The following is a 26,788-nucleotide window of genomic DNA, read 5'->3' on the forward strand; positions in this document are numbered from 1 at the left end:
CGAGCTTATGGGCAGGTGCTGTCGATTTTCTGCCCGACGGTGGCGAACTCCCCGTTGAGGAACGCCTTCGGATCCGTGGACTGGGCGCCCTGGGTGAGCGCCGCGGCGACCTCGTCGACGGCGGCCCGCTGGGTGGCCACGTCGCTCTTCGCGCCGGCCGCGGTGACCTGGGCGGCCATGTCGGCGAACGTCTTCTGCAGGCCCTCGCGGGCGTCGTCACCCGAGCCGGTCGCGTAGGCGGCGGCCCGGATCGCGCCGTCGGTGAGGATCTTGTAGACCGCGGTGCAGACGTATTTTGGCTGGCCGGCCGAGGCGGAGGGGATCGGCGCGACGCTGAACGGCGCCGGGATCGCCTCCGGGGGGATGTCGATCTCACAGCCGGCGGCCAGTGCCGCGATAGCGATCATGGTGATGGGCATGACGGTGCGGTGGCGCATCGGCATTCCCCTTTCTCGATGACGGGTACGCGGCAGCATAGTTCGCCCCACCGGCAGTCGCCCGCCGCGCGCCACCTTTACCGGGTCGGGAAGTTAGCTACCAACGTGGCCAATCTCCCTGGAAAAGCACTTATCGGAGGTATCGCGGCGGTCCTCGTCGCCGTCGGCGGCACCGCGTACGCCGAGATCGTCTCCTCCAGCCCGGTGACCTCCCCGTCGTTCAACGGCTCGGTCTACGCGGTCGCCTACCGCGGCAGCACCGTCTACGTCGGCGGCAACTTCACCAAGGCCGTCGCCGCCGGCCGCGCGGTGGAACGCACCCGGCTGGCCGCGTTCGACTCGCGTACCGGCGCCCTGCTCGACTGGAAGCCCAGCGCCGACGCCAACGTCCGGGCTCTCGCCGTGGACGGCGACACCGTCTTCGCGGCCGGCGACTTCGACAAGGTCAACGGTGAGCCCCGGGACGCGATCGCCGGGATCGGTGCCGCCGACGGCGTGCTGACCACGATGCGGCACACCGTCCTGGGCCAGCCGAACGCGCTCACCACCGGGAACGGCCGGGTCTACGTCGGCGGCCGGATCACCGCGGTGGACGGGGTGCCGCGGACCAACCTGGCCGCGTTCAGCACCACGACCGGCGCGCTCGACGCGTGGGCGCCGACCACCGACGACACCGTGCACGCGCTCGCCGCCACGGCCGGCCGGATCTACCTGGGCGGCAGCTTCCACCGGACCAACGGGGCGCGCTCGACGCTGCGGCTGACCGCGGTGCACCCGGTCACCGGGGTGCTCGACCCGACGTTCCTGCCGAAGCCGGTGTCCCAGGTGTTCGCGCTGGCCGCTGCGGACGACGGGGTGTACGCGGCGCTCGGCGGGCAGGGTGGGCGGGCGGTGTCGTACACGCGTACCGGGGCGATCCGCTGGACCCGGGTGTTCGACGGTGACGCGCAGGCGATCACCGTGCTGGGCGGGACCGTCTACGTCGGCGGGCACTTCGACAAGGCCTGCACGACCACGAACAACGGGGTCAAGGGGATCTGCACGGACGGCTCGGTGCCGCGCGGCAAGCTGGCCGCCGTCGACCAGCAGGGCAACCTGCTCGACTGGGCGCCGCAGGCCAACGGTGTCGCCGGGACCCGATCCCTGGCGGCCAGCGCGGAGCTCGCGTCGGTCAGTGCGGCCGGTGACTTCACCACGGTCGGCGGGCAGCCGCGCAAGCGGTACGCGGAGTTCGGCGTGGCCGCGGCGAACCTCAAGGACGCCCCGGTCACGTCACCCGTGGTGGCCTCGTACAACTTCGACACGACCGTCGCGGACGGTACCTTCGACGACGGGTCGGGTCGGGGGCACCCGCTGCGTACCGTGCCGGGCACCGCCGCCGCGCCCACCCTGGTGGCGCACGGCACCGGGCAGGCGTTGCGCTTCCCGGGGCTGATGCTGCAGAGCGAGGCCACCCCGGATCTCACCCCCGGCACCCGGCCCCTCCGGTACGGCGCGAGCGTGCAGCTCGCCGCCCCCGAGACGTCCACCCTGCTGTCCGGCGGCCGGTACGCACTCCAGGTCGTGGCCGGCACGCCTGCCTGTGGCATCGACGCCGTCCACGTGGCGCACGGGAGGGTCCCGGTCACCGACGGCGCCTGGCACGCCCTGGAGTGCCGCCGCTCCGATCCGGGCCTGTCCCTGTACGTCGACGACGTGCTGCAGGAAACCGTCCCGGTGCCGGCCACGCTCGCGCTGGACAGCACCGCGCCGCTGACCGTCGGCGGCGACCAGTTCCGCGGAACGATCGACGATGTGTGGGTGCAGATCGGGTAGGTGTCGTACCGGTCCGGTACCTTGCGCGCATGCCTGAACTCGACCGCCTGCTGCAGGCCGGTTCCCGTTACGCCCACGACGACGTGACCTACGTCGTCGAGGCGCACCCGCTCGGCGACCTCTCGCTGCCCACCGGCCGGCTGGCCGCCTTCGACCCAGGCATCACCGACGAGGACGACGAGCCGTTCTCGATCACCGTCGCGCCCGGCGCCTACCCGGTGACCGCCTGGGTCGCGGTGCTCGAGAAGGAGGACCGCGAGTGGCAGCGCCGGGTCGCCGCCGTCCAGCTGACGATCCGCGACGAGCCGGTCGCCACCTGGGAGCTGGCGCTCGTCGACGGCGACGACCCGGCCGACCTGGAGGACGGCGAGTTCTTCGGCTACGCGGTGGAGACCGGCGGCGGCGCCTTCGCCGACATCACCGTGGGGCAGATCCTGGCCCGCTGGGACTCGGAGGACTTCGAGGAGGCCTTCGACCCGGACGACTTCCCGGAGGCGCCGGTCCCGGGCCACTTCGCCCAGGTCGTCGACGAGAAGTCCGGCGCCAACCTGATCATGGTCGAGTCCGGCTGGGGCGACGGTTACTACCCGACCTACGTCGGCCTCACCGAGTCCGGCGACGTCGCCTGCTTTGTCACCGACTTCCTGGTCGTCCCTTAACTCCCGGAAGTCCCGGCTTCCGACCGCCCTTGTCCGGTACGGAGACGGAGCGCCCGCCGCAGGCTACAAGCCGAGTCCCGTGGTGGCCTCGCGCCACATCCGCCCACCCCCATGCCCAGCCGCGCCCCCAGGCCCCGGCTGGTCCTCAGGGGTGCCTCCGGCCCGCCGAGACACCCCTGAGCGCCAGCCGGGACCTCGCTGCGGGCCGGGACCGCGGCGCGGTGCGGGTTTCGGCTGGTGCTGAGGGCTGTGTCCGGGGCGTTGAGGCGACCGTGAATGCCAGCCGGGAACGTAACAGCGTGTGCCGGTCGGAGGTCCGGCACACGCTGTCTTCGCGCCGCCGGGGGTGGCGGGCGGTGCTCTCCGTGCTGCCGTGACGGCTGCCGTGAGGTGGGGTTGGACCGGCCGGACGAGGCCGATGTCCTCACGGTGACCATGCAGCTCGGAATTGAAGGTCATCGTTGCAGCCATGTTGCGTGAGTGCAACAGTTCACTTCGGATTGTTTCCGGCCGTCGCTTTTCGATCAGTGCCGCGCCACGCCGTGCCGCGCCGCGCCGCGCCGTGCCGCGCCGTGCCGCGCCGTGCCGCGCCGCGCCGTGCCGTGCCGTGCCATGCCGTGCCGCGCCGTGCCATGCCGTGCCGCGCCGCGCCGCACCGGGGCTGGGCTTCAGGGGTGTCTCCGCAGCGCGGAGGCACCCCTGAGAGCCAGCCAAAGTCGGGAGGCGCCGCGCCGCGAGGGTGCGGGCGGGCCGCGGTGCGATGCGGTGCGGCGGGCCCGGTGCGGCGGGTCGGGTGCGAGGCGGGTCAGGTGCGAGGCGGGGCGGGCGCGGGCGGGGTCAGGCGCGGCGGGGGAGCCAGAGGGCGATCACGGCGCCGACGGCGAGGATCGCGGCGCCGGTGAGGACCGCCGGGCGGGTGCCGTCGAGGAAGCTGTCGAAGCTGGAGAAGCCGCCGAGCGAGCTGAAGATCGAGGAGAGCGCCGCCACGCCGGCCGCGACGCCGAACTCGCGGATGGTGTTGTTGGTGCCCGAGGCGACGCCGTGTTCGGCGGGGTCGACACTGGCCAGCACCATGGTGCTCACCGGGGCGAAGGTCAGGCCCATGCCGATGCCGGCCAGGACGAACGCGCCGATCAGCGACGTGTAGGACACGGTGACCGACAGGGTCAGGCCCACCCAGAGCAGGCCGGCCGCGAGGAACGCCTGGCCCGTGACGATCAGGTTGCGCTGGCCGATCCGGCTGGCGAAGAGGCCGGCCAGCGGAGCGACGAGCATCGGGGCGGCGGTCCACGGGAGGGTGCGCAGGCCGGACTGCAGCGGGCTGAGCCCCTGCACCACCTGGAAGAACTGGGCGAGCAGGAACACCGAGCCGAACGCGCCGGCCGAGAACGTCAGGGTCACCGCGTTGACCAGGCTGAAGCCCCGGTTGCGGAACAGTCGCAGCGGGAGCATCGGCGAGCTGTTGCGGGACTGCCAGAACAGGAACCCGGCGAGCATCACGACCGCGGTGACCAGCATGACCGGCACCCGGCCGGAGGTCCAGCCGCGGTCCGGGCCGTCCACCACGCCCCAGATCAGCAGCAGCATGCCGCCGGCCGAGAGGACCAGGCCGATCGGGTCGAGCTTGCGGCCGTCACCGCGGGACTCGTCGAGCACCGTGGTCGCCAGGATCACCGCGATCACGCCGACCGGCACGTTCAGCCAGAAGATCCAGGACCAGTGCAGGCCGTTGACGACCGCGCCGCCGACGACCGGGCCGACCGCGACGCCGAGACCGGTGATGCCACCCCAGATGCCGACCGCGGCGTTGCGCATCTGCGGTGGCACCGCCCGGGCCAGCAGGGTCAGCGCCAGCGGGGTGATCGCCGCGCCGCCCAGGCCCTGCACCGCCCGGGCCGCGGTGAGCTGCCAGGCCTCGGTGGAGAGCGCGGCGGCCGCGGAGGCGAGGGTGAAGACGACGATGCCGGCGATGAACATCCGGCGGCGGCCGATCCGGTCACCGAACGCGGCCGCGGTGAGCAGGAACGCCGCGAACGGCAGCGTGTAGGCGTTGACGAACCACTGCAGGTCGGCGATCGAGGCGTGCAGCTCGGTGCGGATCACCGGCAGCGCCGTGCTGACCACGAGGTTGTCCAGCGACACCATGAAGGTCGGGATGCCGACGGCGGCGAGGATCGCCGCGATCGGCCGGGCGGTCCGGGTCCGCGCCCCGGCGGCGGGTCCGTCCGGCGCGAGAGAGTCGGGCTTTTCCGGTACGAGAGTGGTCACGACATCCCCCTGGAGTCCACGGAAGTTGTTATCCGCTGATAACTAAGTACGGTAAGCATCAACTGATAACATGTCAACGTGACTCGGACCCGCCTCACCGCATCGGAACGTCAGGAACAGATCGTGGCCGCCGCGATCACCGCCTTCGCGCAGGGCGGATACGCCGGCACCAGCACCGACCAGGTCGCCCGGCTGGCCGGTGTGTCACAGCCGTACGTGATCAGGATCTTCGGGTCGAAGCAGGAGCTCTTCCTGGCCACGGTGCGTCAGGCGAGCCTGCGGATCGAGGCGCTGTGGCGGGCGGCCGCCGAGCATGAGCCGACCCTCGCCGGGCTGGGTCACGCGTATCACGAGTTGCTCGCCGAGCGGGACCTGCTGACCGTGCTGCTGCACGGGTTCGCCGCCGGCGGCGACGATCCGGTGCTGGGTGACGCAGTGCGCGCCTGCTTCGGCAGTCAGTACGACCTGGTCCGGGAGCTGACCGGGGCCAGCGCCGAGGAGACCCGGGACTTCTTCGCGATGGGCATGCTGCTCACGGTGCTCGGCGCGATGCGCGTCGTCGGCCCGGACGCGGTCGCCCAGCAGTCGTGGATGATCGACCTGCTCAGCACGCTGCCGGCCGAGGGCGACACGGCTGACTGACGCCGCGCCGGGGACCGCCGGCCGGGACCACCGGATCCAGCCCGGAACGGCACAGCGATCCGGTGCGGGCTGGGCGTCGCGTGGAGGCCCGGTACGGGCTGCTTGCGGTTGGTGCAGGCCGAGGTCGTACCGAACAGGGTTTTAGATGTTGTGTTTGAGGTAGGCCGGTTCGCGCCAGCCCAGCATGGCCTCGGTCATCCGGACCGCGTCGACGGCCGCGCGCACGTCGTGGACCCGCATGATCCGCGCGCCGCGCAGCAGGCTGAAGACGACGGTGGCCAGGGTGCCGGCCTGGCGCTCCTGCTGCGGGCGGTCCAGCGTCTCGCCGATGAAGTCCTTGTTGCTCAGCGCGGCGAGCATCGGGTACCCGATCGCGGCGATCTCGTCGAGGCGTCGGGTCAGCTCCAGCGAGTGCAGCGTGTTCTTGTTCAGGTCGTGGCCCGGGTCGATGATGATCTGGTCGGGGCGGACGCCGCGGGACAGCGCCAGCGCGACCTTCGCCCGCAGGAACGCGGCGACCTCACCGGTCACGTCCCGGTACTGCGGGCTGGGGTGCAGGGTGCGCGGCGCGGCCAGGCTGTGGCAGATCACCAGCTGGGCGTCGGTGCCGGCGACCACCTCGGCCATCGCCGGATCGCGCAGCCCGGAGGTGTCGTTGACGACGCCCGCGCCCCGCTTGATCACCTCGGCGGCGACCTCCGGGCGGAACGTGTCGACCGAGACCACGGCCAGCCCCTGCGCGGCCTCGACGACCGGCAAAACCCGGTCCAGTTCCTCGGCCGCGCTCACCTCGGGACCCGGCGCGAACGGCACCCCGCCGATGTCGATCCAGTCCGCGCCGTCGGCGGCCGCGGCCCGGACCGCCTCGGTGGCCTTCTCCAGCGCGAAGGTGCGCCCTTTGTCATGGAACGAGTCGGGGGTCCGGTTCACGATCGCCATCACGACGGCACGGCGGGAGAAATCGAAGGTCCGGCCGCCGATGATCCGGGCGCCGCTGATGTCGCTCACAGCTCGGGACCCTAACAGCGGCCGGTCAGGGCACGTGATGGCGTCTCGGGCAGCGGCTCGCTAGCGTCTTCGCATGCGCATACCGTTCGCGCGGACCTCTGCGGAAACGACCCTTTTCCTGGCGTTCCACCCGTGCCCCTGCGGCGACGGGAGTTTCCCTGGCCGGGGCCTGCCGTGGAGTGCCTCGGTGCTCGACGTGGGCCGGGAGAACACCGTCCGGTACGACTGGGCCTGCCCCGGGTGCGGCCACCCCCGGGAGTACCACTTCCGCACCCCGGGGGAGCCGGAACCGTTCCCCCGGACGGGTGACATCTTCCGGTGGGGTGACGGCTGCACGCCGTCCCAGCTGCTCGATCCGGGCCAGTGGATGCTGGTCGCCGACCGGTACGCCGCCGAGGACCTGGCGAAGGCCGCCGCCGCGCTCGACGAGGTGCTGCTCTTCGTCACCCGCCGGATGCTCGGCCGGTACGCGGTGCCCCGCTCGGCGTTCCGCACCGAGGCGGGCCGGGCGCGGTACCGGACCGGCCGGTCGGCGTTCGAGAAGCAGCGGCTGGAGAGCGCGCGGGACGGCTACCGGCGCGAGCGTTTCGGCGTTTGAGCTGATCGGGCCACCCCGGTGCTGACACTGTGAGGTGATGACCGGACGCTCGTTCCGTCTGCTGGCCGATCGGCCGGTCGGCGCGAAGATCATGTTCGCGGTGCTGGTCGTCGCCGTGCTCAGCGTCGCCGACGGCCTCTTCGCGATGGGCAGCCTCGGCGCCACGAACGGCCAGGTGAAGGCGGGCTATCAGCACAGCCTGGAGCTGGAGACGATCGGGAACCTGCGGAGCGCGGTGAACCGGTCCTGGCTGGCGGCCGGCGACGACCTGCTGGCCGCCGACGCCGCCGGCCGGGCGACCGCGGCCGCCGCGCTGGCCACCGCCGAGGACCAGGTCGAGCAGTACGCCACGAAGTACCAGGCCTACCCGCTGAGCGAGGCCGCCGCGTCCGCGCTGGCCGCGTTCCGCACCGGGTGGGGTCAGTACCTGGACGTGCTCACCGGCACCCTGCTGCCGGCCGCCGGGGACCAGGTCAGGGTGAACACGATCCGGACCGAGAAGATCACCCCGCTGATGACCGAGGTGCGTACCCGGCTTACCACGCTCTCCGACCTGACCGTGCAGGCCACCGCGGAGCAGGAGACCGTCGCCGAGGACCGCTACCAGCACACCAAGTGGCGGGTGCTGATCATGCTGGTGCTCAGCGCGCTGATCGGGGTGGCGCTCGCGGTCCTGGTCAGCCAGATGATCGTCCGGCCGCTGTCGCGCTGCGTCGGCGTGCTGGACCGGCTCCGCGACGGTGACCTGACCGCCCGCGCGCAGGTCGGCAGCCGCGACGAGGTGGGCCGGATGGCGGACGCGCTGAACCACACCGCCGAGGCGATGGACACCCTGGTCGGGCGGGTCCGGGGCAGCGCCGACGTGCTCGCCTCCGCCTCCGAGGAGCTGTCCTCGGTCTCGGCCCAGCTGTCGGTCTCCGCCGAGGAGACGTCCGCGCAGGTCAGCACGGTCTCCGAGTCGGCCGGCCGGGTCTCCGACGGCGTGCAGGCGGTCTCCGCCGGTGCCGACGAGATGGGCGTGTCGATCCGGGAGATCGCGAACAGCGCCAACGAGGCGGCCGGGGTGGCGGCCGAGGCGGCCCGTACCGCGGAGAACACCAACACCAGCGTGTCCCGGCTCGGCGAGGCGTCCGCGCAGATCAGCACGGTGGTCAAGCTGATCACCAGCATCGCCGAGCAGACCAACCTGCTGGCCCTGAACGCGACGATCGAGGCGGCCCGGGCCGGTGAGATGGGCAAGGGGTTCGCGGTGGTCGCGGCCGAGGTCAAGGACCTGGCCCAGGAGACCGCCCGGGCCACCCAGGAGATCACCGCGCAGGTGGCGTCGATCCAGTCCGAGACGGACGGGGCGGTGCACGCGATCGGGCAGATCGCGGCGGTGATCGCGACGATCAACGACTACGCGACGACGATCGCGGCGGCGGTGGAGGAGCAGACCGCGACGACCGCGGAGATCGCCCGGAGTGTGGGGCAGGCGGCCGAGGGCTCGACCGCGATCGCCGGGACGATCGCCGGGGTGGCGCAGGCGGCGGCGCAGGTGACGGCGGGGGCGACCGAGACGCAGCAGACCGCGGCGGATCTGGCGCGGACGGCGGCGGACCTGCAGTCGACGGTGGCGCACTACCGGACCTGATTGACTTGCCGGGTGGCGGATGTCGAGGTGCGGCTGGGCGCGGTGTCCGAGCGGGACGCGGTGGCGCTCGCGGGAGTGGTGCGGGAGCTGGTGGCCGGGGGAGCGGCGCTGGGATGGGTGGAGCCACCGCCGGTGCCGGAGGTGGTGGAGCTGCTGGCCGGGGTGACGGTGTTGGCTGTCGCTTTCTCCGGCGGCGAGGCGATCGGGTTCGGGTATTGGCGGCGTTATGAACGGCCGACCCATCGGATGAACGCAGACATCGAGAAATTGGCGATAAGTCCGAAATTTCAGGGCATGGGGGTGGGGCGGGCGGTGATGTCTGCCCTGATCGCGGCGGCTGAGGAGGCGGGGATCGAGGTGCTCACGCTCGATCTTCGCGGGGACAATGTGGGGGCGGCTGCGTTGTACGAGTCGCTGGGCTTTCGGAAATATGGCGTCCTGGAGCGCTTTGTCACTTTTGGTGCGCGTCGTTACGACAAATTACTTTATGCCCGGCACCTTGACTAGCTCGGCCACCCAGTCCACGGCCACCTGGGCCTGCTCCGGCGGCCCGCTGTGCACCCCGTCCACGATCAGCCAGATCCGGTCGGCGAGCAGGTCGTTCCCGCCCAGCTCGGTCACCAGCCGGTCGACCTGGGCGCGGCTGTCCGCCAGGTAGGCCCGGGCCACCTGCGCCGGCTCGTCGGTGGCACCCGGGAACTCGGTCAGGTAGTTGCGGAACGCGCACCCCCGGTATCCCGGCCGGCGGGTGCTCTCGGCGATCTCGGTGACCAGGGCGACCAGCTGCGCGGCCGGGGTGTTCGCCCAGCGCAGGGCCTCGGCGGCGGCCTTCTCGCGCTCCCGGCGGGACAGCGTGAGATAGGCGGTGGCCAGCTCGGTCTTGCCCGGGAAGTGCCGGTAGAGCAGGTTCTTCCCGCAGTGCGCCGCCTCGACGACCTGCGCCATCCCGACCGCGCGCACGCCGTACCGGTAGAACAGTCCGGCGGCCGCGGTCAGAATGGTGTCACGGGTGCCCGGAACCGGCGTACGTGCCATGAACCCACCCTAGAGGACCGATCGGTCCAACCGGACATTTAGCTTGCCGTCGGCCATTTCGTAAACCTGGTCCACCAGCTCGAGCCCCTCCGCCCGGTGCGCGAAGATCAGCACGGTCCGCCCGGACGCCGCGTCCAGCAGATCCGCCATCAACTCCCGCGCGCCGTCCTCGTCGATGCCCTCGGTCGGCTCGTCCAGGATCAGCAGCGCCGGGTCGGCGAGCAGGGCCCGCGCCGTCGCGAACCGTCGTCGTTGCCCGCCGGACATCGTGCTGCCGCCGGTGCCGAGCCAGGTGTCCAGACCGTCCGTCAGCGCGGCGAGCCACGGTGCGAGACCGACACGCCGCAGGGCGGCGAGGAGCTGCGGATCGGTTGCGGCAGGCGACGCGAGACGCAGATTTTCCCGTACGGTGGAAGCGAAGACGTGCCCGGTCTCCTCCCCGACGAGCACTGCCTTGCCACCTGCCTGGACGCGCCCCTCCCGTGGCGTGAGGAGCCCGCCGAGCACGGCGCCGAGCGTGGACTTCCCGGCGCCGGAGCGCCCGGTGACGGCGATCCTGGCACCCGGGGCGAGGTGGAGTTCAAGGCCGTCGAGGGTGGGTTCGGCGCGCGGATCCCAGCCGGCGACCAGCCCGGTGACCGATACCGCCCCCGCCGCGGTTCGGGCGTCCTTCTCCTTGCCGGTCGCGGGTGTCGTTTCCGGGGTGGGTTCGGTGGTCAGGGCGGTGACGCGGCGTTCCGCGCCGGCCGCTCGCCGGCGGGCGATGGCCGCTTCCGGCAGGGTCACCATCGGCTCGCCGAAAGCGATCACGCCGAGCATCAGCACCGCGCTCCACTCCGCGGACAGTCCGGTGCGGTCCAGTGCCAGCGCGGTCCCGGCGGCCGCCACCGCCCACCCCAGGTGAGCGATCGCCGCGGCGAGTCCGGCGGTCCGGGCCGCGCGCGCCTCCAGGTTCGCGAGGGTCCGGCTCCGTTCCTCCGGTACGCCGGACCGCCCCGCCCCGGCGCCCAACTCCTCCACGCCGTCGACGGTCTCCACCATCGCATCGCGCAGCGCGGCCCGGGCCACCCCGGTGGCCGCGTCCTGCCGATCCGCCTGCCACCCGGCCACCAGCGGAGCGAGCACCCCGGCGATCAGCACCCCGGCCACCAGCGGCACGACCACGCCCAGCGCGATCCCCAGCGCGCCGCCTGCTGCTCCTGCCGCCGATGCCCCGGCGATCGCCATGCCGACCGCGGCCGCGCCCCCGACGACGATCGTGACCGCCGCGGTCAGCGCCGGCAGCCGGCCCCGGAGCAGACCGTCCACCCGGGCGTCCACGTCGTCGACCAGCCGGGTCAGCAGATCCCCGCGCCGATGCAGCCGCGGCCCCGGCACTCGCGGGATCAGGTCCGCATAGACCCGCGCCCGCCGGCTCCCCAACCGCGCGAACGCCACATCGTGCGCGACCAGCCGCTCCAGATACCGCAGCAACGGCCGGGCCACCGCACTGCCGCGCACCAGCACCACCGCCGCGGACAGCGTGAGCACCGGCGGCAGACTCGCCGCCCGAACCAGCAGCCACGCCGCCGACCCGGTCAGCACGATCCCACCCAGCACCGACCCGGCCCCGAGCACCACCGCCACCCACGGCCGCCGCCACGCCAGCATCCGGCCGACGCCGGCGGCCGTGTCAGAGCCCGCAACCCCAGCCGAGCTGCGCTGGCTGGTCTTGAGGGGTGTGTCGGGGTTGTTGAGGCACCCCTGAGCGCCAGCCGAGCTGTGGTGGCTGGCGTCGGGGGGTGTCTCGGGGTCCTTGAGACACCCCTCGTGGCCAGCTGGGGTTTGGGGGTGGAGGGTGATGACGCGGTCGGCGGCGGCTAGGAGGGCTGGGCGGTGGGCTACTACCAGGACCGCGCAGCCACGTTGGGCGAATTCGCGCAGGCGGGCCACGACCAGGCGTTCGGCGGTGGGGTCGAGGTGGGCGGTCGGTTCGTCGAGCAGCAGGGTGACGACCGGGAACGGGTGGCGCCGCGGGCCGGGCTCGTCGCGCTGCGGGCGGGCGGCGGCGCGCCGGGTCAGCGCGGCGGCGCGGCCGGCTCGGTGCAGCAGCGCGGCCAGGGCCAGGCGCTGGCGCTGGCCGGCCGAGATGCCGTTGCCGTGCTCGCCGAGCGGGGTGTCCGCGGCGACCTCGTCATCCAGGCCGACCATGCGTAGCGCGGCCAGGATCTCCTCGGCGGTGGTGTCGTCAGCGAAGGCCTCACCGACCGTGCGGGCGTGCGGCAGCGCCGGGCGCTGTGACAGGTGGAACGCGCGTCCTACCGCGACCGCGCCGGCCTCGGCCGGGTGCAGACCGGCGAAGACCCGCAGCGCGGTGCTCTTGCCCGCACCGGACGGCCCGCGCAGTGCGACCAGCTCTCCGGCTCGGACCGCGAGCTCCGGCAGCCACAGCGCGTCACCGCAGGTGCCCGGGTAGGCGGCCCGGACTCCCGCCGCGAGCACTCCCCACCGGGCCGCGTCGGTGAGGGCCGCCCACTCCGCGCGTCCGGCGCTCGCCGCCTCCGGGTCGTCCTGCCCGGAGGCACCACCCGCGGCGTGGCGAGCGGCCGCGAATGCACTATCGCTGCTCGCTGGGGTGGGGGTGGTGAGGATGTCGTCGACGTCGGCGATGACTGCGGTGGCGTCGGTGGCGGCGTGGTAGCGGGCGGCCATCTCGCGGAGCGGGCGGTAGGCCTCCGGGGCCAGCAGGATCGCGAGCAGGGCCGGTGCCAGGGACATCGAGCCGCCGGCCACCCGCAGGCCGGCCTGTACCGCGATCAGGCCGACCGCCAGGGTGCCGACCAGGTCCAGGGCGGTCGAGGAGAGGAAGGCGACGCGCAGCACCCGCAGGGTGGCGTGCCGGTGGCGTTCGGTCAGGTCGGCGATCACGGTGATCTGGCGTTCGGCACGGCCGTACATCCGGAGGGTGCCGAGGCCGTGCACCACGTCGAGGAAGTGGCCGGCCAGCCGGGCGTCGGCCGCCCAGCGCTGACGGGAGCGGGCCTGCGTGGCCCAGCCGATCAGAGCGCCGAGCAGCGGTACCAGCGGGAGGGTGAGCAGGGCGATGATCGCGGAGGCCGGGTCGACAAGGGCCATCACGACGATCACCGCGGGTGGCAGGAGCACGCCGAGGACCAGGGACGGCAGGTATCCGGAGAACCACGGGCGCAGCGAGTCCAGCCCGGCGCCGAGCACGGTGGTGAGCCGGCCCGCACCGTAGGAGGCCACCCACGCCGGTCCGCGCCGGACGATCGCCGCGAGCAGGGAACGGCGCAGCTCGTCGGTGACCCGGGCGGCGGTGCGGCGGGCGACCACCTGTTCGGTCCAGGAGAGCAGCCCGCGCGCCACGAACGCCCCGGCGAGCAGGGTGATCGCCGCGGTGCGGGAGCCGCCGAGCAGCAGCGAGGGGGACATCGAGGGGGCGACGATCCAGCAGAGCGCTACCGCGATGGCCAGCGTCGCGGTGGCCTGTCCGGTTCCGATCAGGGCGAGCAGAGCGACCCCGGCCCGGCCGCTGCGGGCGTGCCGCAGCAGCCGCGGATCGATCGGCCCCCGGCCGGCACGACGCCCGCCCGGCCCGGGGGAGGAGCCCGGCGTGGGAGAGGAGTCCGGCCCGGGGGAGGAGTCCGGCCCGCTGGGCGAGCGGGAGGAGTCCGATCCCCGCCGCCCGCCAGGAGCGGAATCCGCGCCGGGAAGGTGCGGGGACGGTGCTGAGGGCGTACCGGAAAGGGGTTTGCCGGGAGAATCGGCCTGGGGGCGGGGAAGGAACCGCGCCCACCCGCGGCCCGGCCGCAGCGATCCGTTGCGGACAAGACCGCGGGGGGACGCGGGGGTCACGACGGCACCCGCTCGCTGGCGACGCGGCGGCGGAAGACCCAGTAGGACCAGGCCTGATAGGCCAGCACGCCGGGCAGGATCAGCACGCCGGCCACGGTGATCACCTTCAGTGCGGACGGGCTCGCGGCCGCCGACGACCGGGTCAGCGACCACAGCGGGTCGAGCGTGCTCCGCAACACCACGGAGCCGTTCGTGGTGAAGACCGCGACCACCGCGCCGGCCACCCCGATCGCGGTCGCGGTGAACGCGGCGCCCTCGCGGCCCTGGCGGGCCAGCATGCCGGCGATGAAGCTGACCACCGCCGCGACCAGGGTCAGCCGGGAGCCGGTGGCGACGCCGGCCAGGAGCAGGCCGACCGTGCCGATGTTGCCGGCCTGCCGGGCCAGCGCGACCGCGCGGCGGCGGACCGGCCCGGTGGTGCGCAGGGAGAGGAACGTCGCGCCGAGCAGGATCGTCGCGATCAGGGCGGCCAGGGCGCCGAGGCCGGCCGCCGGGGTGAACAGCGGGGACAGGCTGCGGCTGATGCCGTGGCCGGTGACCGTGCCGTTCGCGTCGAGGGCCAGGCCGTGGGTGAAGACGCCGAGCAGGGCGCCCCAGAGCAGCACCACGCCGGCCGACGAGGCGGACAGCAGCCATTCGCAGCGGCGGCGCCAGGACGGCGAGTCGTGTTTGCCGCGGAACTCCAGGGCGACGCCGCGCACCGCGAGCAGCAGCAGAATGCCGACCATCGGCAGGTACAGGCCGGAGAGCAGGACCGCGTACCAGTCCGGGAAGGCGGCGAAGGTGACGCCGATCGCGGCGACCAGCCAGACCTCGTTGCCGTCCCAGAACGGGCCGATCGTCCGGATGGCCGCCCCGCGCTCGTGCTCGTCCCGGCCGAGGAACGGTGCCAGCACGCCGACGCCGAAGTCGAAGCCCTCGAGGACGAAGTAGAGCACCCAGGCGAGGACGAGGATCGCGAACCAGAAAGTGATCATGGGAGGCGCTCCTCAGTAGGCGGGGGCAGGTTCGACAGGCGACTTCTCCGAGATCTCGGGAAATAGTGCCTGGCGCGACAAGTGGACGACGAGCTTGTACCAAGCGATCGCCAGCAACCCGTAGACCAGCGTGAACCCGCCCAGCGACAGCAAGACTTCAGCGCTGGTCAACCCCGGCGAGATCCCGTCGGACACCTTCGAGATGCCGAACGCGAGCCACGGCTGCCGAGCCGTCTCGGTGAACACCCACCCGAACGTGTTCGCGGCGGCCGGCAGCAGCGGCGAGAGCAGGAGAATCCGCTTGATCCATGTCGGGACACCGGCTCCCATCTGCAGGAACGCGGGCAGCAACGGGATCCGGAATCGACGGCGAAGAGACGACGCCCACAGGTAGTAGGCGGCCAGAGCCATCCCCGCCACCCCCGCCCCGATCATCAGCCGGAACGTCCAGAACGCCACCGGGATCATCGGGATGTAGTTGCCCGGCCCGTACTGCGCCACGTACTGCGCCTGCAGGTCGTCGATCCCCTGCACCGTCCCGCCGAACGATCCGGTGCCCAGGAAGGACAGCAGCCGGGGGATCTCCACGGTCAGGAACGGTTTGTCGTGCCCGAGCGTCCCGAGCGCGAAGACCGAGAACGGCGCCCCGGTGGTGGTCTCGTAGAGCGCCTCGGCGGCGGCCATCTTCATCGGCTGCACCGCGGTCATCACCTTGCCGAGGTGGTCGCCGGTGATCGCGGTCATCGCCCCGCCGATCAGCATCAGCCACGCGCCGAGCCGGGCCAGGGTCCGGAACGCCGGATCGGCCGCGTGCCGCCACACCCCGATGGCGAGCAGCAGCCCGCCGCCGGCCATCGCCGCACCGGCCATCGTGTGCGGGAACGCGGCGAGCACCACCTCGTTCGTCAGCAGCTCGCCGAAGCTGGTCAGGTGCGCGCGCCCGGTGACCGGGTCCATCGCGTACGCGACCGGGTTCTGCATGAACGAGTTCGCCGCCAGGATGATGTACGCCGACAGCAGCGTCCCCACCGCCACCACCACGATGGTCGCCGCGTGCAGCCGCCGGGGCAGCCGATCCCAGCCGAAGTACCACAGCGCCAGGAACGTCGCCTCGAGGAAGAACGCGAGCATCCCCTCGACCGCCAGGGTCGGCCCGAACACGTCGCCGTAGAACTTGGCGAACGCGCTCCAGCCCAGCCCGAACTGGAACTCCTGGACGAGCCCGGTCACCACGCCGACCGCGAACGTGACGATCAGCAGCTTCCCGACGAACTTGGTCAGCGCGAGATGGCGCTCGTCCCGGGTGAAAAGCCACGTCAGATGCAGCCCCGCCGCGGCCGCCGACAGGCAGATCGACAGCGGTACGAACAGGTAGTGGTAAACCGTCACGACCGCGAACTGCAGCCTGGTCAGGTCGAGCACGTCCATCGGGTGTCCCCTCTACGACTCTTCGTAGTAGATACTACGAGACGTAGTACGACCGGCCCTAGTAGGATGGGTCACATGGCACTAGGCGACCTTGAACGTGAGGTCATGACACAGCTGTGGGACGCGTCCGAGCCGCTCACCGTGCGGCAGGTGCACGACCTTCTCAGCAGAAATCGTGATTTGGCGTATACGACTGTGATGACGGTCCTCGACCGTCTCGCCAAGAAGAAGCTGGTCGTCCAGCAGAAGGCGGACCGTGCCTACAAGTACGCCCCCGCCCAGTCCCGCGAGGAGATGACCGCGGCGCTGATGTTCGACGCGCTCAGCGCCACTCCCGATCGGGACGCCGCGCTGGCATACTTCCTCGGTCAGCTGCCCCCCGGCGCCATCCGAGCCGCCCTGGACGTCCCACCGAAAGAGACGTGACCGCACTCCTGCTGGGCGCCCTCGGGCTCACCCTCTCGCTGGCCGTACCGGGCGTGCTGGCCGGCGCGCGCTGGCCGGACCGTGCCCCGGTCGCCGCCGTCCTGCTCTGGCAGGCGCTCACCCTGACCGCGGTGCTCTGCGCGCTCGGCGTGGTCCTCGCCGCCCCGGAGGAGATGACCCGGGCGTCCGGCGCGGACCACCCGTGGACCGTCGCGGCGCTGGTGTTCTCGCTGGTGGTGGCCGCCGTGATCGTGATCCGGCTGCTGATCTCGCTGGTCAAGGTGAGTGTCCGGGCCCGCGCCCGGCGCGCCCGGCACCGGATGCTCGTCGACCTGCTGGACCGGGTGGAACGGCACCGTGAGCTGGGCGGGGCCGAGGTGCGGGTGCTCGACGGGGCGTTGCCCCTCGCCTACTGCGTGCCGGGGCGGGAGCCGCGGGTGGTGCTCAGCGACGCGGTGCTGCGGATTCTGGACCGGGCGCAGGTGGACGCGGTGCTCGCCCACGAGCAGGCGCACCTGCGGCACCGGCACGAGCTGGTGATGGAGTCGTTCACCGCGTTCTATCAGGCGGTGCCGCGGCCGTTGCGCAGCCGGGCGCCCCTCGACGCGGTGCACCTGCTGCTCGAGATGGTCGCCGACGACGCGGCTCGCCGGCGTACCGGGCCGGTGCCGCTGCGGGAGGCGCTGGCCCGGCTCTCCGACGCCGTACCCCTCGCGGAGGAGGCCCCGGCCGACCCGGCGGGTGAATCCCGGCGTCGCCGTCTCGACCGGCTGGCCGGTCCGGCGCCCGGTGCGACAGGTCTGTCGGTCCTCGCCGGCCTCGCCGCGGCGGGTCTCCTGGTGTTACCCACGGTGATCCTGGTGGTGCCCTGGCTCGGCCGGGCCCTGGACGCCTGGCCATTCCGCTCACTCTGAGTGCTGGTGAGTGTGCGTGCGGTTTCCCCCCTCACGCATGCTTTTGTTGCCTGCATGATCCGAGTACGGTGATCCCCGGTTCGGCAGCCCCCCATCGTCCATCCGGCCGATCTGACGAACCACCGCCTAATCGCCGCGAGGCGAGCCGGGGACCCACGCACCCGGGGTGAAGCCGCGTTCGCGCGGCCGGGCGTGCTTCCCGCCCGAACCCGTCAGCTAACCCGGTCGGCGGCCGAGTGGGAAGAAAGGACAACGCACCTACGTGAAACGGATAGGCGCGCGTGGTGTGCTGCGCAGTGTTCTCTGCGCGGCCGCCACAGCCGGACTCGTTCTCACCGGTCCTGTCGTTGCCCACGCCACGCCCTCGCCGGGCAGCGTCGAGACCCAGATCGACAAGCAGTGGAACGAGCTCGAGCCCGTCATCGAGGACTACAACGACGTGCACGGGAAGCTGCTCAAGCTGCAGAAGCAGCAGAAGCAGCTGAACAAGACGCTCGCTCCGCTGCAGAAGCAGGTCGACGCGGCCATGACGGACGTCCGTGGCCTGGCTGCCGACGCCTACATGCAGGGTCCGCCGAGCACCATCGGGGCGATCCTGAGCGGCAAGCCGACCGGCCTGACCGAGAAGCTCTCCCTTCTCGAGCAGCTGGCCAGCAAGCGCACGGCGTCGATCCAGGGCGTGGTGAAGCTCCGCGACAAGTACGCGACCGACAAGGAGAAGGTGGATGCGCTGGCATCCGAGATCTCCACTCGGGACACCGACCTCAAGACCAAGAAGTCGGCGATCGAGAAGGAGATCAACTCCCTCCAGAAGCTCCGGATCAAGGCGTATGGCGCGTCCGGCGCGAGCGACGGGCCGTACAAGACCGGTCCGTGTCCGGTCGACTACACCAACGACAAGGGCGGCCGTGCCGCTCAGCGTGCGTGTGACCTGATCGGCAAGCCCTATGTCTTCGGCTCCGAGGGTCCGAACAGCTACGACTGCTCGGGTCTGACGAAGGAGGCCTGGGCGGCCGTCGGGGTGCACCTCGAGCACTACACGAAGGATCAGTGGGGCTCCGGGAAGTCGGTCAGCCGCAGCGAGCTGCAGCCGGGTGACCTGGTCTTCTACTACTCCGACGTGCACCACGTGGCCATCTACATCGGTGGCGGCATGGTGGTGCACGCACCGCACACGGGCGACTTCGTGCGGATGGCGACGATCGACCGCGGTCCGATCGCCGGTTACCGCCGGCCCGGTTAGACCGTTCCAGATCAGGCAGGGCCGCTCCCGGTTGTTCTCGGGGGCGGCCCTTTCGCTTCCTGACCGCTTTCGGTCCCGACCACCTTTTTGGTACGAGCGATGACTCCCCGCCCGCAGGCTACGAGCCGAGTCCCGTGATGGTCTCGCGCGCGACCGTGGCCACTCCCGGCCGCAGCGCGCCGCCAGGGGGTTGGCTCTCAGGGTGTCTCCGCAGCGCGGAGACACCCCTGAGGCCCAGCCGGGATCACTGATGGTGCGCGAGCACCTTGCGCAGCAGCCCGGCCAGTTGGTCCCGTTCGTCCGCGGTCAGCGGGGCGAACAGGTCGTCCTGGATCGCCGCCGCGCGCTCGCCCAGCTCCCGGGCGCGCTCCCGCCCCGCCGTCGTGACCGTGATGACGTTGCGGCGGCGGTCGGCCGGGTCGGGGGATCGGCCCACGAACCCGCCCGTCTCCAGCTCGTTGAGCGCGCCGACCAGGTCGCTGAGGTGGATGCCGGTGCGCCGGCCCAGCGCCGCCTGGCTGGCCGGCCCCTCGGCGATCAGCGACGCCAGCAGCCGGTAGTGGTAGCCCCGCGCGCCGACCTCGGCGAAACCGTCGCCGACCAGGCGGTGCGCGTGCGCGGCGGTCTGGGTGAGCAGCCAGCTCGGCAGGTTCTCCACGTGCCGACAATACCATTCGACGAACTAACGTTAGTCGGTCTAACGTTAGTCGCATGAATGAATTCCGGCTCCGCCTCCCGCAGTCCGACCTCGACGACCTGGCCGACCGGCTGGCCCGCACCCGCTGGCCGGACGAGCTGCCCGACGCCGGCGACGAGTACGGCCTCCCGCTCGCCCGGGTCCGCGCCCTCGCCGACCGCTGGCAGGCCTTCGACTGGCGCGCCCACGAGGACGAGCTCAACGCCCACCCGCAGTACGTCACCGAGATCGGCGGCGACCGGGTGCACTTCCTGCACCTGCGCCACCCCGACCCGGGGGCGCTGCCGATCGTGCTCACCCACGGCTGGCCGGGCTGCACCGTCGAGTTCCTGGACGTCCTCCGGCTGCTCGCCGAGCACTTCCACGTGGTGGTGCCGGCCATCCCCGGCTTCGGGCTGTCCGGGCCGACCACCCGGCGCGGCTGGGACGTCCGGCGGGTCGCCGGCGCCTGGGCCGAGCTGATGGCCGCGCTCGGCTACCGGCGGTACGGCGCGCAAGGCGGCGACTGGGGCGCCGGGATCTCCCAGCACCTGGCCGCGCTCGCCCCGGACCGGGTGGCCGGGGTGCACGTGAACTACCTGCCCACCACCGGCGCCCCGGACGGCCTGTCCCCGGCGGACCAGGCCCGGCTGGCCAAGACCATGGCACTCGCCGCGAACCGGCACCCGCACCAGCTGCTGTTCGCGGCCGGGCCGCAGACCCCGGCGTACGCGTTCACCGACTCACCGGCCGGCCTGCTCGCGTTCTGGGCGGAGAAGTTCGACACCTGGTCCGACCCGGCCACCCCGGTGCCGGACGACCGGATCCTGGCCGGGGTGGCCCACCACTGGTTCCACCGGACGGCCGGATCCTCGGCCCGCCTGATCAAGGAGAGCTGGACGACCCGGCCGCCGGTGGTCACCGTGCCGTTCGGGGTGGCCGTCCTGCCGGGTGACCTCACCCAGTCGATCCGCCCGTTCGCCGAGCAGCGCTTCGACATCCGGCACTGGACCGAGTTCCCCCGCGGCGGCCACTTCGCCGCCCTGGAGGTCCCGGATCTCTTCGCCGCCGACGTCACCAACTTCTTCCGCACCCTCACCAACCGCTGACCCGTCGCGGCGGTCGGCGCCCTCCCGGTGTGCCAGCTGCCGCTCGCGGCGGTCGGCGCGCTCGCGGTTGGGCGGCTGGCTCTCAGGGGTGTCTCCGCAGCGCGGAGACACCCCTGAGGCCCAGCCAGGACCCGGAGGCGCGTTGCGGTCCGGGGTGGGCACGGTGTCGCGGCGGCCTCACGGGCGGGGCGTGGCTCGTAGCCTGCGGACGAGCGCTCGGTAGTCGTACCGCATGGGGGTTTTGAAAGGGAACGCGGACCGCAAGCGGGGGGACGGGCCGGTGGTGCGATGGGGGTTGTGGGCGGCGCGGGCATAATCGCGGTCATGAGCGACGCCTTGATCGACAGCCTCACTGCGGCGGTGCAGGCCCGCCCGGACGACCTGCCGCTGCGGCTGCATCTGGCCGAGCTGCTGGTGACGGCCGGGCGGGGTGCCGAAGCGATCGGGCATGTGGCTCAGGTGCTCAGCCGGGAACCGGGCAACGCGGCCGCCCAGCGGCTGATGACGATGGCGCTGAGCGGTCCGCCGCAGGGTGGTCACCGGGCGCCGGGGGAGCCCCGGGCGGCGGGAGAACCCGGGGAGCCGGCTGCTCACGAGCCGGGGGAGCCTGCCGCTGCGGACGATCCGGCGGCCGGCGATCCGGTGCCGCGGCCGGGTGGGGTGGACTGGGCGGCGATGGAGCAGCAGTTCGGCGACGTGGTGCCGCCGCGGTTCGCCGGGAACCGGTCCGGAGACGAGCCGGAACCGGTCAGCGGGCACGGGGACCGGTCGTTCGACGTGGAGCGGTCCACCGTCACCCTCGCCGACGTCGGCGGGATGGCCGACGTCAAGAAGCGGCTCGAGGTCTCCTTCCTCGGACCGCTGCGCAACCCGAAACTCCGCAGCCTGTTCGGCAAGAGCCTGCGCGGCGGTCTGCTGCTCTACGGGCCGCCCGGCTGCGGCAAGACCTTCCTGGCCCGGGCGGTCGCCGGGGAGATGGGCGCGGCGTTCATCTCGCTGTCGATCACCGACGTGCTGAACATGTGGGTGGGCAGCTCCGAACGCAACCTGCACGACCTGTTCGAGTCGGCGCGCGGGCACGCGCCGTGCGTGCTGTTCCTCGACGAGATCGACGCGCTCGGGCACAAGCGCAGCCAGCTGCACTCGTCGGCGATGCGTACCGTGGTCAACCAGCTGCTCACCGAGCTGGACGGGGTGCAGGGCGGCAACGAGGGCGTCTTCGTGCTCGCCGCGACGAACGCGCCGTGGGACGTGGACGCCGCGCTGCGCCGGCCGGGCCGGCTGGACCGGACCGTGCTGGTGCTGCCGCCGGACGTGCCGGCCCGCGCCTCGATCATCGAGTACCACCTGCGGGACCGTCCGGTCGAGGGGATCGACCTGGACGTGGTGGCCGCGGCGACCGACAACTACTCCGGCGCCGACCTCGCGCACCTGTGCGAGACGGCCGCCGAGTTCGCCATGCGCGACTCCATCGACAGCGGCGAGATCCGCATGATCAACCAGGCGGACATGCTGGCCGCGGCCCGGGAGATCCGGCCGTCCACCGACGCGTGGTTCACCACCGCCCGCAACGTCGCCATGTTCGCCAATCAGAGCGGCGAGTACGACGACCTGGCCGCGTACCTCAAGAAGCGCAAGCCGCGGTGAGGTTTTTGAGAAGCGCGGGCCTCGATGATCTTTTTTGAGAAGCGCGGGCCTCGATGACGGCGGGGTCTCGTGCGCGGGTGCTCGCTGAGCTGGGGCGGTATGACCAGGCCGAGGAGCAGCTGCGGCTCGGGCTGCTCGACCGGCCCGGCGATCCGGAACTGCTGGCGCTGCTCGCTGCGGTGCTGCGGGTGGCCGGCCGGCCCGCGGACGCGCTGGTCGCCGCGGACGCCGCGGTGGCGGCCGAACCGGGCTGGGCCGGTGCGCACGCGGAGCGCGCCGAGAACCTGATCGCGCTGTCCCGGGCGGCCGCGGCGGTGGCGTCGGCCGGCGAGGCGGTCCGGCTGCGCCCCGCCGAACCGGAGGTCCACCGGGTGCTGGCCCGCGCGCACCTGGCCGGCCGGGACTTCGGGCCGGCCCGGTCCGCGGCCCGGCAGGCCCTCGCGTTCGACCCGCGGTCGGTGCCCAGCCTGCTCACCCTGGCCGAGGTGGAGCGGGTGGCCGGCCGCCGCCGGGCCGCCGCGCGTGCCACCAAGGCGGCGCTCGCCGAGGATCCGGAGCATCCCGGCGGCCGCTGGCTGATCGCCCTGCTCAACGCGGAACGCCTGCACGTCGCCGACGCCATGCGCGGACTGCGGGAGCTGGCCGCGGACCATCCGGCCCGGCTCGACGGTCAGGCCCTCGCCTGGCCGATCGTCGGGGTGCTGGCCGGGTTGCGGCGGGGGCTCGCGGTCGGGGTGCCGCTGGTCCTCGCGGTGCGCCTGACGGCCCGCTGGTGGGCCCTGGCGGGGTGCTTCGCCCAGGCGATCGCGCTGGTGGTGGCGGTCGTGATGGTCAGCTTCGCGGCCCGGGTGCTGCTGCCGGCCGGACGCGTGCCCTGGCGGTGCCTGGCATTCCTGCCGCGGCGCGGGGTGATCACCGGGTTGGTGGCGGCGGGTGGTTCGGTCGCGATGCTTCTGACGTACGCGGTGACCGGACGTTGGCTGCCGTTGCTGCTCGCCGTGGGGGCGGTGGGGCTGCTGATGATGTCGGGCGCGTTTCGGGTGCGGGTTACGTCACTATCCGCAGGGTGAATCTTGCACAAGTGGCAAGATCTACGGATGCTGGGCGTCATGGTTCGTTCAAGCTCCGTTTAACCTCTCGCGAAGATCCGCTGGTCAGGGCGGTGTTGCGGGCGATCACTACCGTGGCCCCCGGTATCCCGTCATATCGGTTTCCCTCAACGATGTGACGACTTTTCGTTTTTATCGTGCCGGTGTGTCAGGCCGGTGTCGGCTCATCGAGGAGCTCGCTGTGACCGTCGCCCCATCCCGCTGGTTGTCTGCGCTCCGTGAGCTGGGTCTGGTCGCGGTCCTGTTCCTGATCTACAAGGTCGGCCGCCTTGCGGCGAACGGTCACGTGTCCGAGGCGTTCAGCAACGCGCGCGCCGTCTGGGACCTGGAGCACCGGCTGCACCTGCCCGGTGAGCTGAGCTTCCAGCACCGGCTGCTGACCTGGCACTGGCTGGTCGAGGTGGCGAACAGCTACTACGCGTACGTCCACTTCCCGGCCACCATCGCCTGCCTGATCTGGCTGTACGTCTACCGCCCGGCGCACTACCGGTGGACCCGCAACATCCTGGTCCTGCTCACCGGCACCGCGCTGCTCGTGCACTTCGTCATGCCGCTGGCCCCGCCGCGGATGCTCACCGACACCGGGATGCTGGACCTCGGCCGCCTCTACGGCCCGGCCGTCTACGGCGCGCCGGAGACCGACCAGCTCTCCAACCAGTACGCGGCGATGCCGTCGCTGCACGTCGGATGGGCGGTGGTGGTGGCGGTCGCGCTGATCGCCGCGACGTCCGGGCGGTGGCGTGGGCTGTGGCTGGCGCACCCGGTGGTCACGTTGTTGGTGGTGGTGGGGACCGGGAACCACTACTGGCTGGACGCGATCGCGGCGGTGGGGTTGCTCGGGGTGGCGTACTGGGTGGTGCGGGCGCAGTACCCGGTGGCGGTGCCGGTGCCGGAGCTGGTGGGCGTGGGTGCGGTGCCCCGGCAGCGGGTGTTGCCGGTGGAGGAGCCCGCTCTGCGGGGGTAGCGGGTTTGGGCGGCCGCTCGCGTTCGTCTGCCGCAGCCGCAGCCGGTGGCCGAGCTCGTGGGCGCAGTGCCGCCCGGTGACCCGCGCTTCTCGCTTGGCTTGCGGCCTGGCCCTTGTCGCTGCCCGTCTCTCGTTGCCGCCTGCCTTTGTCTCTTGCCGCTGCCCTCGCCTTGCTTTGCCGCCGCCCTCGCCTTGCTCTGCCGCCGCTTGCCGTCTCGCGATCTTGGGTCGGTATGCGGCCGTGAGTCGTCGAGGTCGCGGTAGGACGGGGGTGGGTGGTCAGCCGGGGTGGGGTTGTTCCCACCAGTTCAGGGGCTGGCCGTCCGGGTCGTAGACGTTGCCGTACTCCCAATGGTCGCCGCGCGGCGCGGTCCAGGCGTCGATCGTCTCCTCGACCGCGTCGAACCCGGCGGCCGCCGGCACGGTGATGACGATGAACCGCCGGTCCGGCGGCATCTCCACGATCCCGCCCAGATCGTCGAAGGCATCCCGCAACGGCGCCAGCTCCTCGGCGTCGGCGGGTGTCGCGAGCACCACGAGCAGGCAGATGTTGCCGCCCCGCTGCACCACCTCGAAGCCGCCGCCCGCATGCATCCGGATCCGATCACCGGCCGCTATCCCCTCCACCAGCGCGGGCGTACCGAGGACGAGGTGCAGATCCGGCTCGACGGTCCGGGTCAGCACCATTTCGTAGACAAGTTGACCACCCGCCCCGAGCCCGGCCACCAGCCGGATATGCGAGTGATCCGCCAATTCATCAACGGTCACGTCGGGCATTCTGGATCATTTCCCCCACCGAAAGGTGATCAACGCGCCGTGTGATCATCGGCCGTTCCTGGCCGGCGCTTTCCTGGCGCTGCCCACATTCCTCAACGCGCACGAATGGGTGATCCGGTTCGGCCGTGCTGTGGTCGGTGCCTTTTCGCGTGCGGTCCGGAGCATCGCGTGGCGGCGGGCATCTTGCGCGGTGGCGAGCGGCTGGTGCGCGGGACCTCGCCCGGATCCTCGATCTACGCCGGCCACGCGAGTGCACCCTGGTGTCGCTGGGCCGGAGCCGGTACCGGATGGGGGCGCGTGGCGTCGCCGGCGTGCCGGGCGGCGATCTGGTGGGGGCGATCTGGTGGCGCGGGGTCTGGCGGGGTGGAATCTGGCGGGGTGGTCCGGCGGGGAGGGGTCTGGTCAGCGGGGAGGGCCGGGTCAGGCGCGGCTGAGGAGGTGGCGGGCGACTCGGTTGCGGGTGGCCAGAGCCAGCCGGCTGGCCGGGACCAGGAGGGCCGCGGTGCGGTGGACGTGGCGATGTTTCGGGGTGGTCAGCTTGCGGTGGCTGGATTCGTACCGCCGGAAAGCGGTCGCAAGGTCGGTGGACCCCTCGCTGAGCGCGGTCGCCAGGCTGTGGGCGCCGGCCATCGCCAGGGTCGAGCCGTCGCCGAAGAGTGAGACGCAGGACGCGGCGTCGCCGACCAGGACGACCCGGCCGCGGGTCCAGGTGTCCATGCTGACCTGGCTGACCGCGTCGAAGTAGAGGTCGTCGGACTCCTCCAGACGGGCGAGGATCTCCGGTACGCGCCACGCCATGCCCCGGTATGCCTCCGCCACCACCTGCTTCTGCCTGGCGGTGTCCCGGCGGTCGAGCCCGGTGATCTCCGGGTGCCGGAAGATGAACGCGGCACCCGCCACGCCGCGCGCGGGGTGCAGCGCGAGCAGCCGGCCAGGGACGTTGAGCAGCATCACCTCCTCCGGCTCGGCGGGTGGTCCGCCGAGTTGCACGGTCGCGACATAGAGCCCCAGGTGCCGGCGGAACTCCTGCTCCGGGCCGAAAGCGATCCGGCGCACCGCGGAGTGCAGCCCGTCTGCCCCGATGACCAGGTCGAATCGGCGCGGCGCGGCATGCTCGAAGGTGACGTCAACGCCGTCGGGATCCTGGCGCAGGGTGGTGATCGTGTCGTCGAGCAGCAGCTCGGCGTCGTCCTCGGTGGCCGACCAGAGGGCGCCGGCCAGATCGCCCCGGAGGACCTCGACCTCGCCGTCGCGGGAGGGCATCGGGATCCGGGCGAGGGAGCGCCCCTCCGGGTCGAGGACACGCATCGCCTTCGCGTGGGTGGCCATGGCCCGCAGCTCCGGCAGGATCCCCATCCGCTCGGCGACCGGCAGGGCCGGGCCTCGAACGTCGACGGGGTTGCCACTGGAGACGAGGTCTCCGGCTCGCTCGACCAGGGTGATCGCCCAGCCGTCGCGGGCCAGCCAGTAGGCGACCGTGGCGCCGGCGATCCCGGCGCCTGACACGAGTGCGGTGCGTTTCGTCATGCCTCCATAAAACCGCAGTCAGTGCGGAATTGCAATGAGTG

The 26,788-nt window shown here is 72.3% G+C and carries 23 protein-coding genes and 1 riboswitch; of the genes, 13 read left to right on the forward strand and 10 right to left on the reverse strand.

The window, feature by feature from the left end; genetic code table 11:
* Nucleotides 1-5 precede the first annotated feature (5 nt).
* Nucleotides 6-419, reverse strand: a complete 414-nt coding sequence (locus tag Apa02nite_RS24045) for a hypothetical protein (RefSeq protein ID WP_232343964.1) — start codon at nt 417-419, stop codon at nt 6-8.
* 123 nt (nt 420-542) lie between these two features.
* Here Apa02nite_RS24045 and Apa02nite_RS24050 point away from each other — a divergent pair, with 123 nt between their 5' ends.
* Nucleotides 543-2,252, forward strand: coding sequence for a hypothetical protein (locus Apa02nite_RS24050; protein ID WP_203826995.1), 1,710 nt, complete (start codon nt 543-545; stop codon nt 2,250-2,252).
* Between the two features lie 29 nt (nt 2,253-2,281).
* A complete protein-coding gene (locus Apa02nite_RS24055) occupies nt 2,282-2,911 on the forward strand; it encodes a DUF4241 domain-containing protein (RefSeq protein ID WP_203826996.1) in 630 nt (209 codons plus the stop codon).
* An 837-nt stretch (nt 2,912-3,748) separates the two neighbouring features.
* Here the strand turns inward: Apa02nite_RS24055 and Apa02nite_RS24060 are convergent.
* Entirely contained in the window at nt 3,749-5,179 is a 1,431-nt protein-coding gene (locus Apa02nite_RS24060; protein ID WP_203826997.1) for an MFS transporter, read from the reverse strand.
* 78 nt (nt 5,180-5,257) lie between these two features.
* Between Apa02nite_RS24060 and Apa02nite_RS24065 the strand changes: the two genes are divergently transcribed.
* Nucleotides 5,258-5,821: a TetR/AcrR family transcriptional regulator gene (locus tag Apa02nite_RS24065; protein ID WP_203826998.1), complete on the forward strand. Its 564-nt coding sequence runs from the start codon at nt 5,258-5,260 to the stop codon at nt 5,819-5,821.
* Nucleotides 5,822-5,962: 141 nt separating this feature from the next.
* On the opposite strand, the gene folP is transcribed toward Apa02nite_RS24065, so the two are convergent.
* The gene (folP, locus tag Apa02nite_RS24070; protein ID WP_067686180.1) at nt 5,963-6,829 is read right to left on the reverse strand and encodes a dihydropteroate synthase; all 867 of its coding nucleotides are present in this window, start codon (nt 6,827-6,829) and stop codon (nt 5,963-5,965) included.
* A gap of 73 nt (nt 6,830-6,902) precedes the next feature.
* On the opposite strand from folP, the gene Apa02nite_RS24075 reads away from it, so the two are divergent.
* The 3 genes from Apa02nite_RS24075 to Apa02nite_RS24085 are packed head-to-tail and all read left to right on the forward strand — an operon-like array spanning nt 6,903 to nt 9,567.
* Entirely contained in the window at nt 6,903-7,427 is a 525-nt protein-coding gene (locus Apa02nite_RS24075) for a hypothetical protein (protein WP_203826999.1), read from the forward strand.
* Nucleotides 7,428-7,464: 37 nt separating this feature from the next.
* A complete protein-coding gene (locus Apa02nite_RS24080) occupies nt 7,465-9,060 on the forward strand; it encodes a methyl-accepting chemotaxis protein (protein ID WP_203827000.1) in 1,596 nt (531 codons plus the stop codon).
* 12 nt (nt 9,061-9,072) lie between these two features.
* Complete coding sequence (locus tag Apa02nite_RS24085) at nt 9,073-9,567, forward strand: GNAT family N-acetyltransferase (RefSeq protein ID WP_239164524.1); 495 nt, start codon at nt 9,073-9,075, stop codon at nt 9,565-9,567.
* Here the strand turns inward: Apa02nite_RS24085 and Apa02nite_RS24090 are convergent.
* Genes Apa02nite_RS24090 through Apa02nite_RS24105 form a run of 4 tightly spaced genes read right to left on the reverse strand, consistent with a single transcriptional unit; the run spans nt 9,541 to nt 16,355 of the window.
* Complete coding sequence (locus Apa02nite_RS24090; protein WP_203827001.1) at nt 9,541-10,095, reverse strand: TetR/AcrR family transcriptional regulator; 555 nt, start codon at nt 10,093-10,095, stop codon at nt 9,541-9,543. The two genes, Apa02nite_RS24085 and Apa02nite_RS24090, sit on opposite strands and share 27 nt — an antisense overlap.
* A gap of 9 nt (nt 10,096-10,104) precedes the next feature.
* Entirely contained in the window at nt 10,105-13,950 is a 3,846-nt protein-coding gene (gene cydC / locus Apa02nite_RS24095) for a thiol reductant ABC exporter subunit CydC (protein WP_239164525.1), read from the reverse strand.
* The gene (gene cydB, locus Apa02nite_RS24100; RefSeq protein ID WP_203827002.1) at nt 13,947-14,927 is read right to left on the reverse strand and encodes a cytochrome d ubiquinol oxidase subunit II; all 981 of its coding nucleotides are present in this window, start codon (nt 14,925-14,927) and stop codon (nt 13,947-13,949) included. The genes cydC and cydB overlap by 4 nt, the downstream gene beginning before the upstream one ends.
* Nucleotides 14,928-14,939: 12 nt before the next feature.
* Nucleotides 14,940-16,355 carry a cytochrome ubiquinol oxidase subunit I gene (locus tag Apa02nite_RS24105; RefSeq protein ID WP_203827003.1) on the reverse strand — a complete coding sequence of 472 codons (1,416 nt, stop codon included), beginning with the start codon at nt 16,353-16,355 and terminating at the stop codon, nt 14,940-14,942.
* Between the two features lie 75 nt (nt 16,356-16,430).
* Between Apa02nite_RS24105 and Apa02nite_RS24110 the strand changes: the two genes are divergently transcribed.
* The 3 genes from Apa02nite_RS24110 (at nt 16,431) to Apa02nite_RS24120 (ending at nt 18,938) form a co-directional block, all read left to right on the forward strand.
* The gene (locus tag Apa02nite_RS24110; protein ID WP_067686159.1) at nt 16,431-16,781 is read left to right on the forward strand and encodes a BlaI/MecI/CopY family transcriptional regulator; all 351 of its coding nucleotides are present in this window, start codon (nt 16,431-16,433) and stop codon (nt 16,779-16,781) included.
* A complete protein-coding gene (locus Apa02nite_RS24115; protein WP_203827004.1) occupies nt 16,778-17,695 on the forward strand; it encodes a M56 family metallopeptidase in 918 nt (305 codons plus the stop codon). Before Apa02nite_RS24110 ends, Apa02nite_RS24115 begins: the two co-directional genes overlap by 4 nt.
* A gap of 113 nt (nt 17,696-17,808) precedes the next feature.
* A riboswitch (cyclic di-AMP (ydaO/yuaA leader) is annotated at nt 17,809-17,941 on the forward strand.
* 16 nt (nt 17,942-17,957) lie between these two features.
* Nucleotides 17,958-18,938: a C40 family peptidase gene (locus Apa02nite_RS24120; protein ID WP_239164526.1), complete on the forward strand. Its 981-nt coding sequence runs from the start codon at nt 17,958-17,960 to the stop codon at nt 18,936-18,938.
* Between the two features lie 244 nt (nt 18,939-19,182).
* On the opposite strand, the gene Apa02nite_RS24125 is transcribed toward Apa02nite_RS24120, so the two are convergent.
* Entirely contained in the window at nt 19,183-19,596 is a 414-nt protein-coding gene (locus Apa02nite_RS24125) for a MarR family winged helix-turn-helix transcriptional regulator (protein ID WP_203827005.1), read from the reverse strand.
* Nucleotides 19,597-19,649: 53 nt separating this feature from the next.
* Here Apa02nite_RS24125 and Apa02nite_RS24130 point away from each other — a divergent pair, with 53 nt between their 5' ends.
* The 4 genes from Apa02nite_RS24130 to Apa02nite_RS24145 all read left to right on the forward strand — a co-directional run bounded on the left by Apa02nite_RS24130 (nt 19,650) and on the right by Apa02nite_RS24145 (nt 24,443).
* Nucleotides 19,650-20,723 carry an epoxide hydrolase family protein gene (locus Apa02nite_RS24130; RefSeq protein ID WP_203827006.1) on the forward strand — a complete coding sequence of 358 codons (1,074 nt, stop codon included), beginning with the start codon at nt 19,650-19,652 and terminating at the stop codon, nt 20,721-20,723.
* 324 nt (nt 20,724-21,047) lie between these two features.
* On the forward strand, nt 21,048-22,370 hold the full coding sequence (locus tag Apa02nite_RS24135; protein ID WP_203827007.1) for an AAA family ATPase: 1,323 nt from the start codon (nt 21,048-21,050) through the stop codon (nt 22,368-22,370).
* Between the two features lie 77 nt (nt 22,371-22,447).
* Complete coding sequence (locus Apa02nite_RS24140; RefSeq protein ID WP_203827008.1) at nt 22,448-23,440, forward strand: tetratricopeptide repeat protein; 993 nt, start codon at nt 22,448-22,450, stop codon at nt 23,438-23,440.
* Nucleotides 23,441-23,660: 220 nt separating this feature from the next.
* Nucleotides 23,661-24,443 carry a phosphatase PAP2 family protein gene (locus Apa02nite_RS24145; protein WP_239164527.1) on the forward strand — a complete coding sequence of 261 codons (783 nt, stop codon included), beginning with the start codon at nt 23,661-23,663 and terminating at the stop codon, nt 24,441-24,443.
* A 279-nt stretch (nt 24,444-24,722) separates the two neighbouring features.
* On the opposite strand, the gene Apa02nite_RS24150 is transcribed toward Apa02nite_RS24145, so the two are convergent.
* Nucleotides 24,723-25,211, reverse strand: coding sequence for a DUF4265 domain-containing protein (locus Apa02nite_RS24150; RefSeq protein ID WP_198170617.1), 489 nt, complete (start codon nt 25,209-25,211; stop codon nt 24,723-24,725).
* Nucleotides 25,212-25,640: 429 nt separating this feature from the next.
* Nucleotides 25,641-26,747 (reverse strand): FAD-dependent monooxygenase, encoded by a 1,107-nt coding sequence (locus Apa02nite_RS24155; RefSeq protein ID WP_203827009.1) that lies wholly within the window; start codon nt 26,745-26,747, stop codon nt 25,641-25,643.
* Nucleotides 26,748-26,788: the final 41 nt, after the last annotated feature.

This window comes from Actinoplanes palleronii, assembly GCF_016862315.1.
Lineage (GTDB): Bacteria > Actinomycetota > Actinomycetes > Mycobacteriales > Micromonosporaceae > Actinoplanes > Actinoplanes palleronii.

Coding starts and splice junctions, on each gene's coding strand:
- Apa02nite_RS24045 (WP_232343964.1), bottom strand. CDS start 419: ATGCCCATCACCATGATCGCTATCGCGGCACTGGCCGCCGGCTGTGAG.
- Apa02nite_RS24055 (WP_203826996.1), top strand. CDS start 2,282: ATGCCTGAACTCGACCGCCTGCTGCAGGCCGGTTCCCGTTACGCCCAC.
- Apa02nite_RS24075 (WP_203826999.1), top strand. CDS start 6,903: ATGCGCATACCGTTCGCGCGGACCTCTGCGGAAACGACCCTTTTCCTG.
- Apa02nite_RS24080 (WP_203827000.1), top strand. CDS start 7,465: ATGACCGGACGCTCGTTCCGTCTGCTGGCCGATCGGCCGGTCGGCGCG.
- Apa02nite_RS24090 (WP_203827001.1), bottom strand. CDS start 10,095: ATGGCACGTACGCCGGTTCCGGGCACCCGTGACACCATTCTGACCGCG.
- cydB (WP_203827002.1), bottom strand. CDS start 14,927: ATGATCACTTTCTGGTTCGCGATCCTCGTCCTCGCCTGGGTGCTCTAC.
- Apa02nite_RS24105 (WP_203827003.1), bottom strand. CDS start 16,355: ATGGACGTGCTCGACCTGACCAGGCTGCAGTTCGCGGTCGTGACGGTT.
- Apa02nite_RS24110 (WP_067686159.1), top strand. CDS start 16,431: ATGGCACTAGGCGACCTTGAACGTGAGGTCATGACACAGCTGTGGGAC.
- Apa02nite_RS24130 (WP_203827006.1), top strand. CDS start 19,650: ATGAATGAATTCCGGCTCCGCCTCCCGCAGTCCGACCTCGACGACCTG.
- Apa02nite_RS24135 (WP_203827007.1), top strand. CDS start 21,048: ATGAGCGACGCCTTGATCGACAGCCTCACTGCGGCGGTGCAGGCCCGC.
- Apa02nite_RS24155 (WP_203827009.1), bottom strand. CDS start 26,747: ATGACGAAACGCACCGCACTCGTGTCAGGCGCCGGGATCGCCGGCGCC.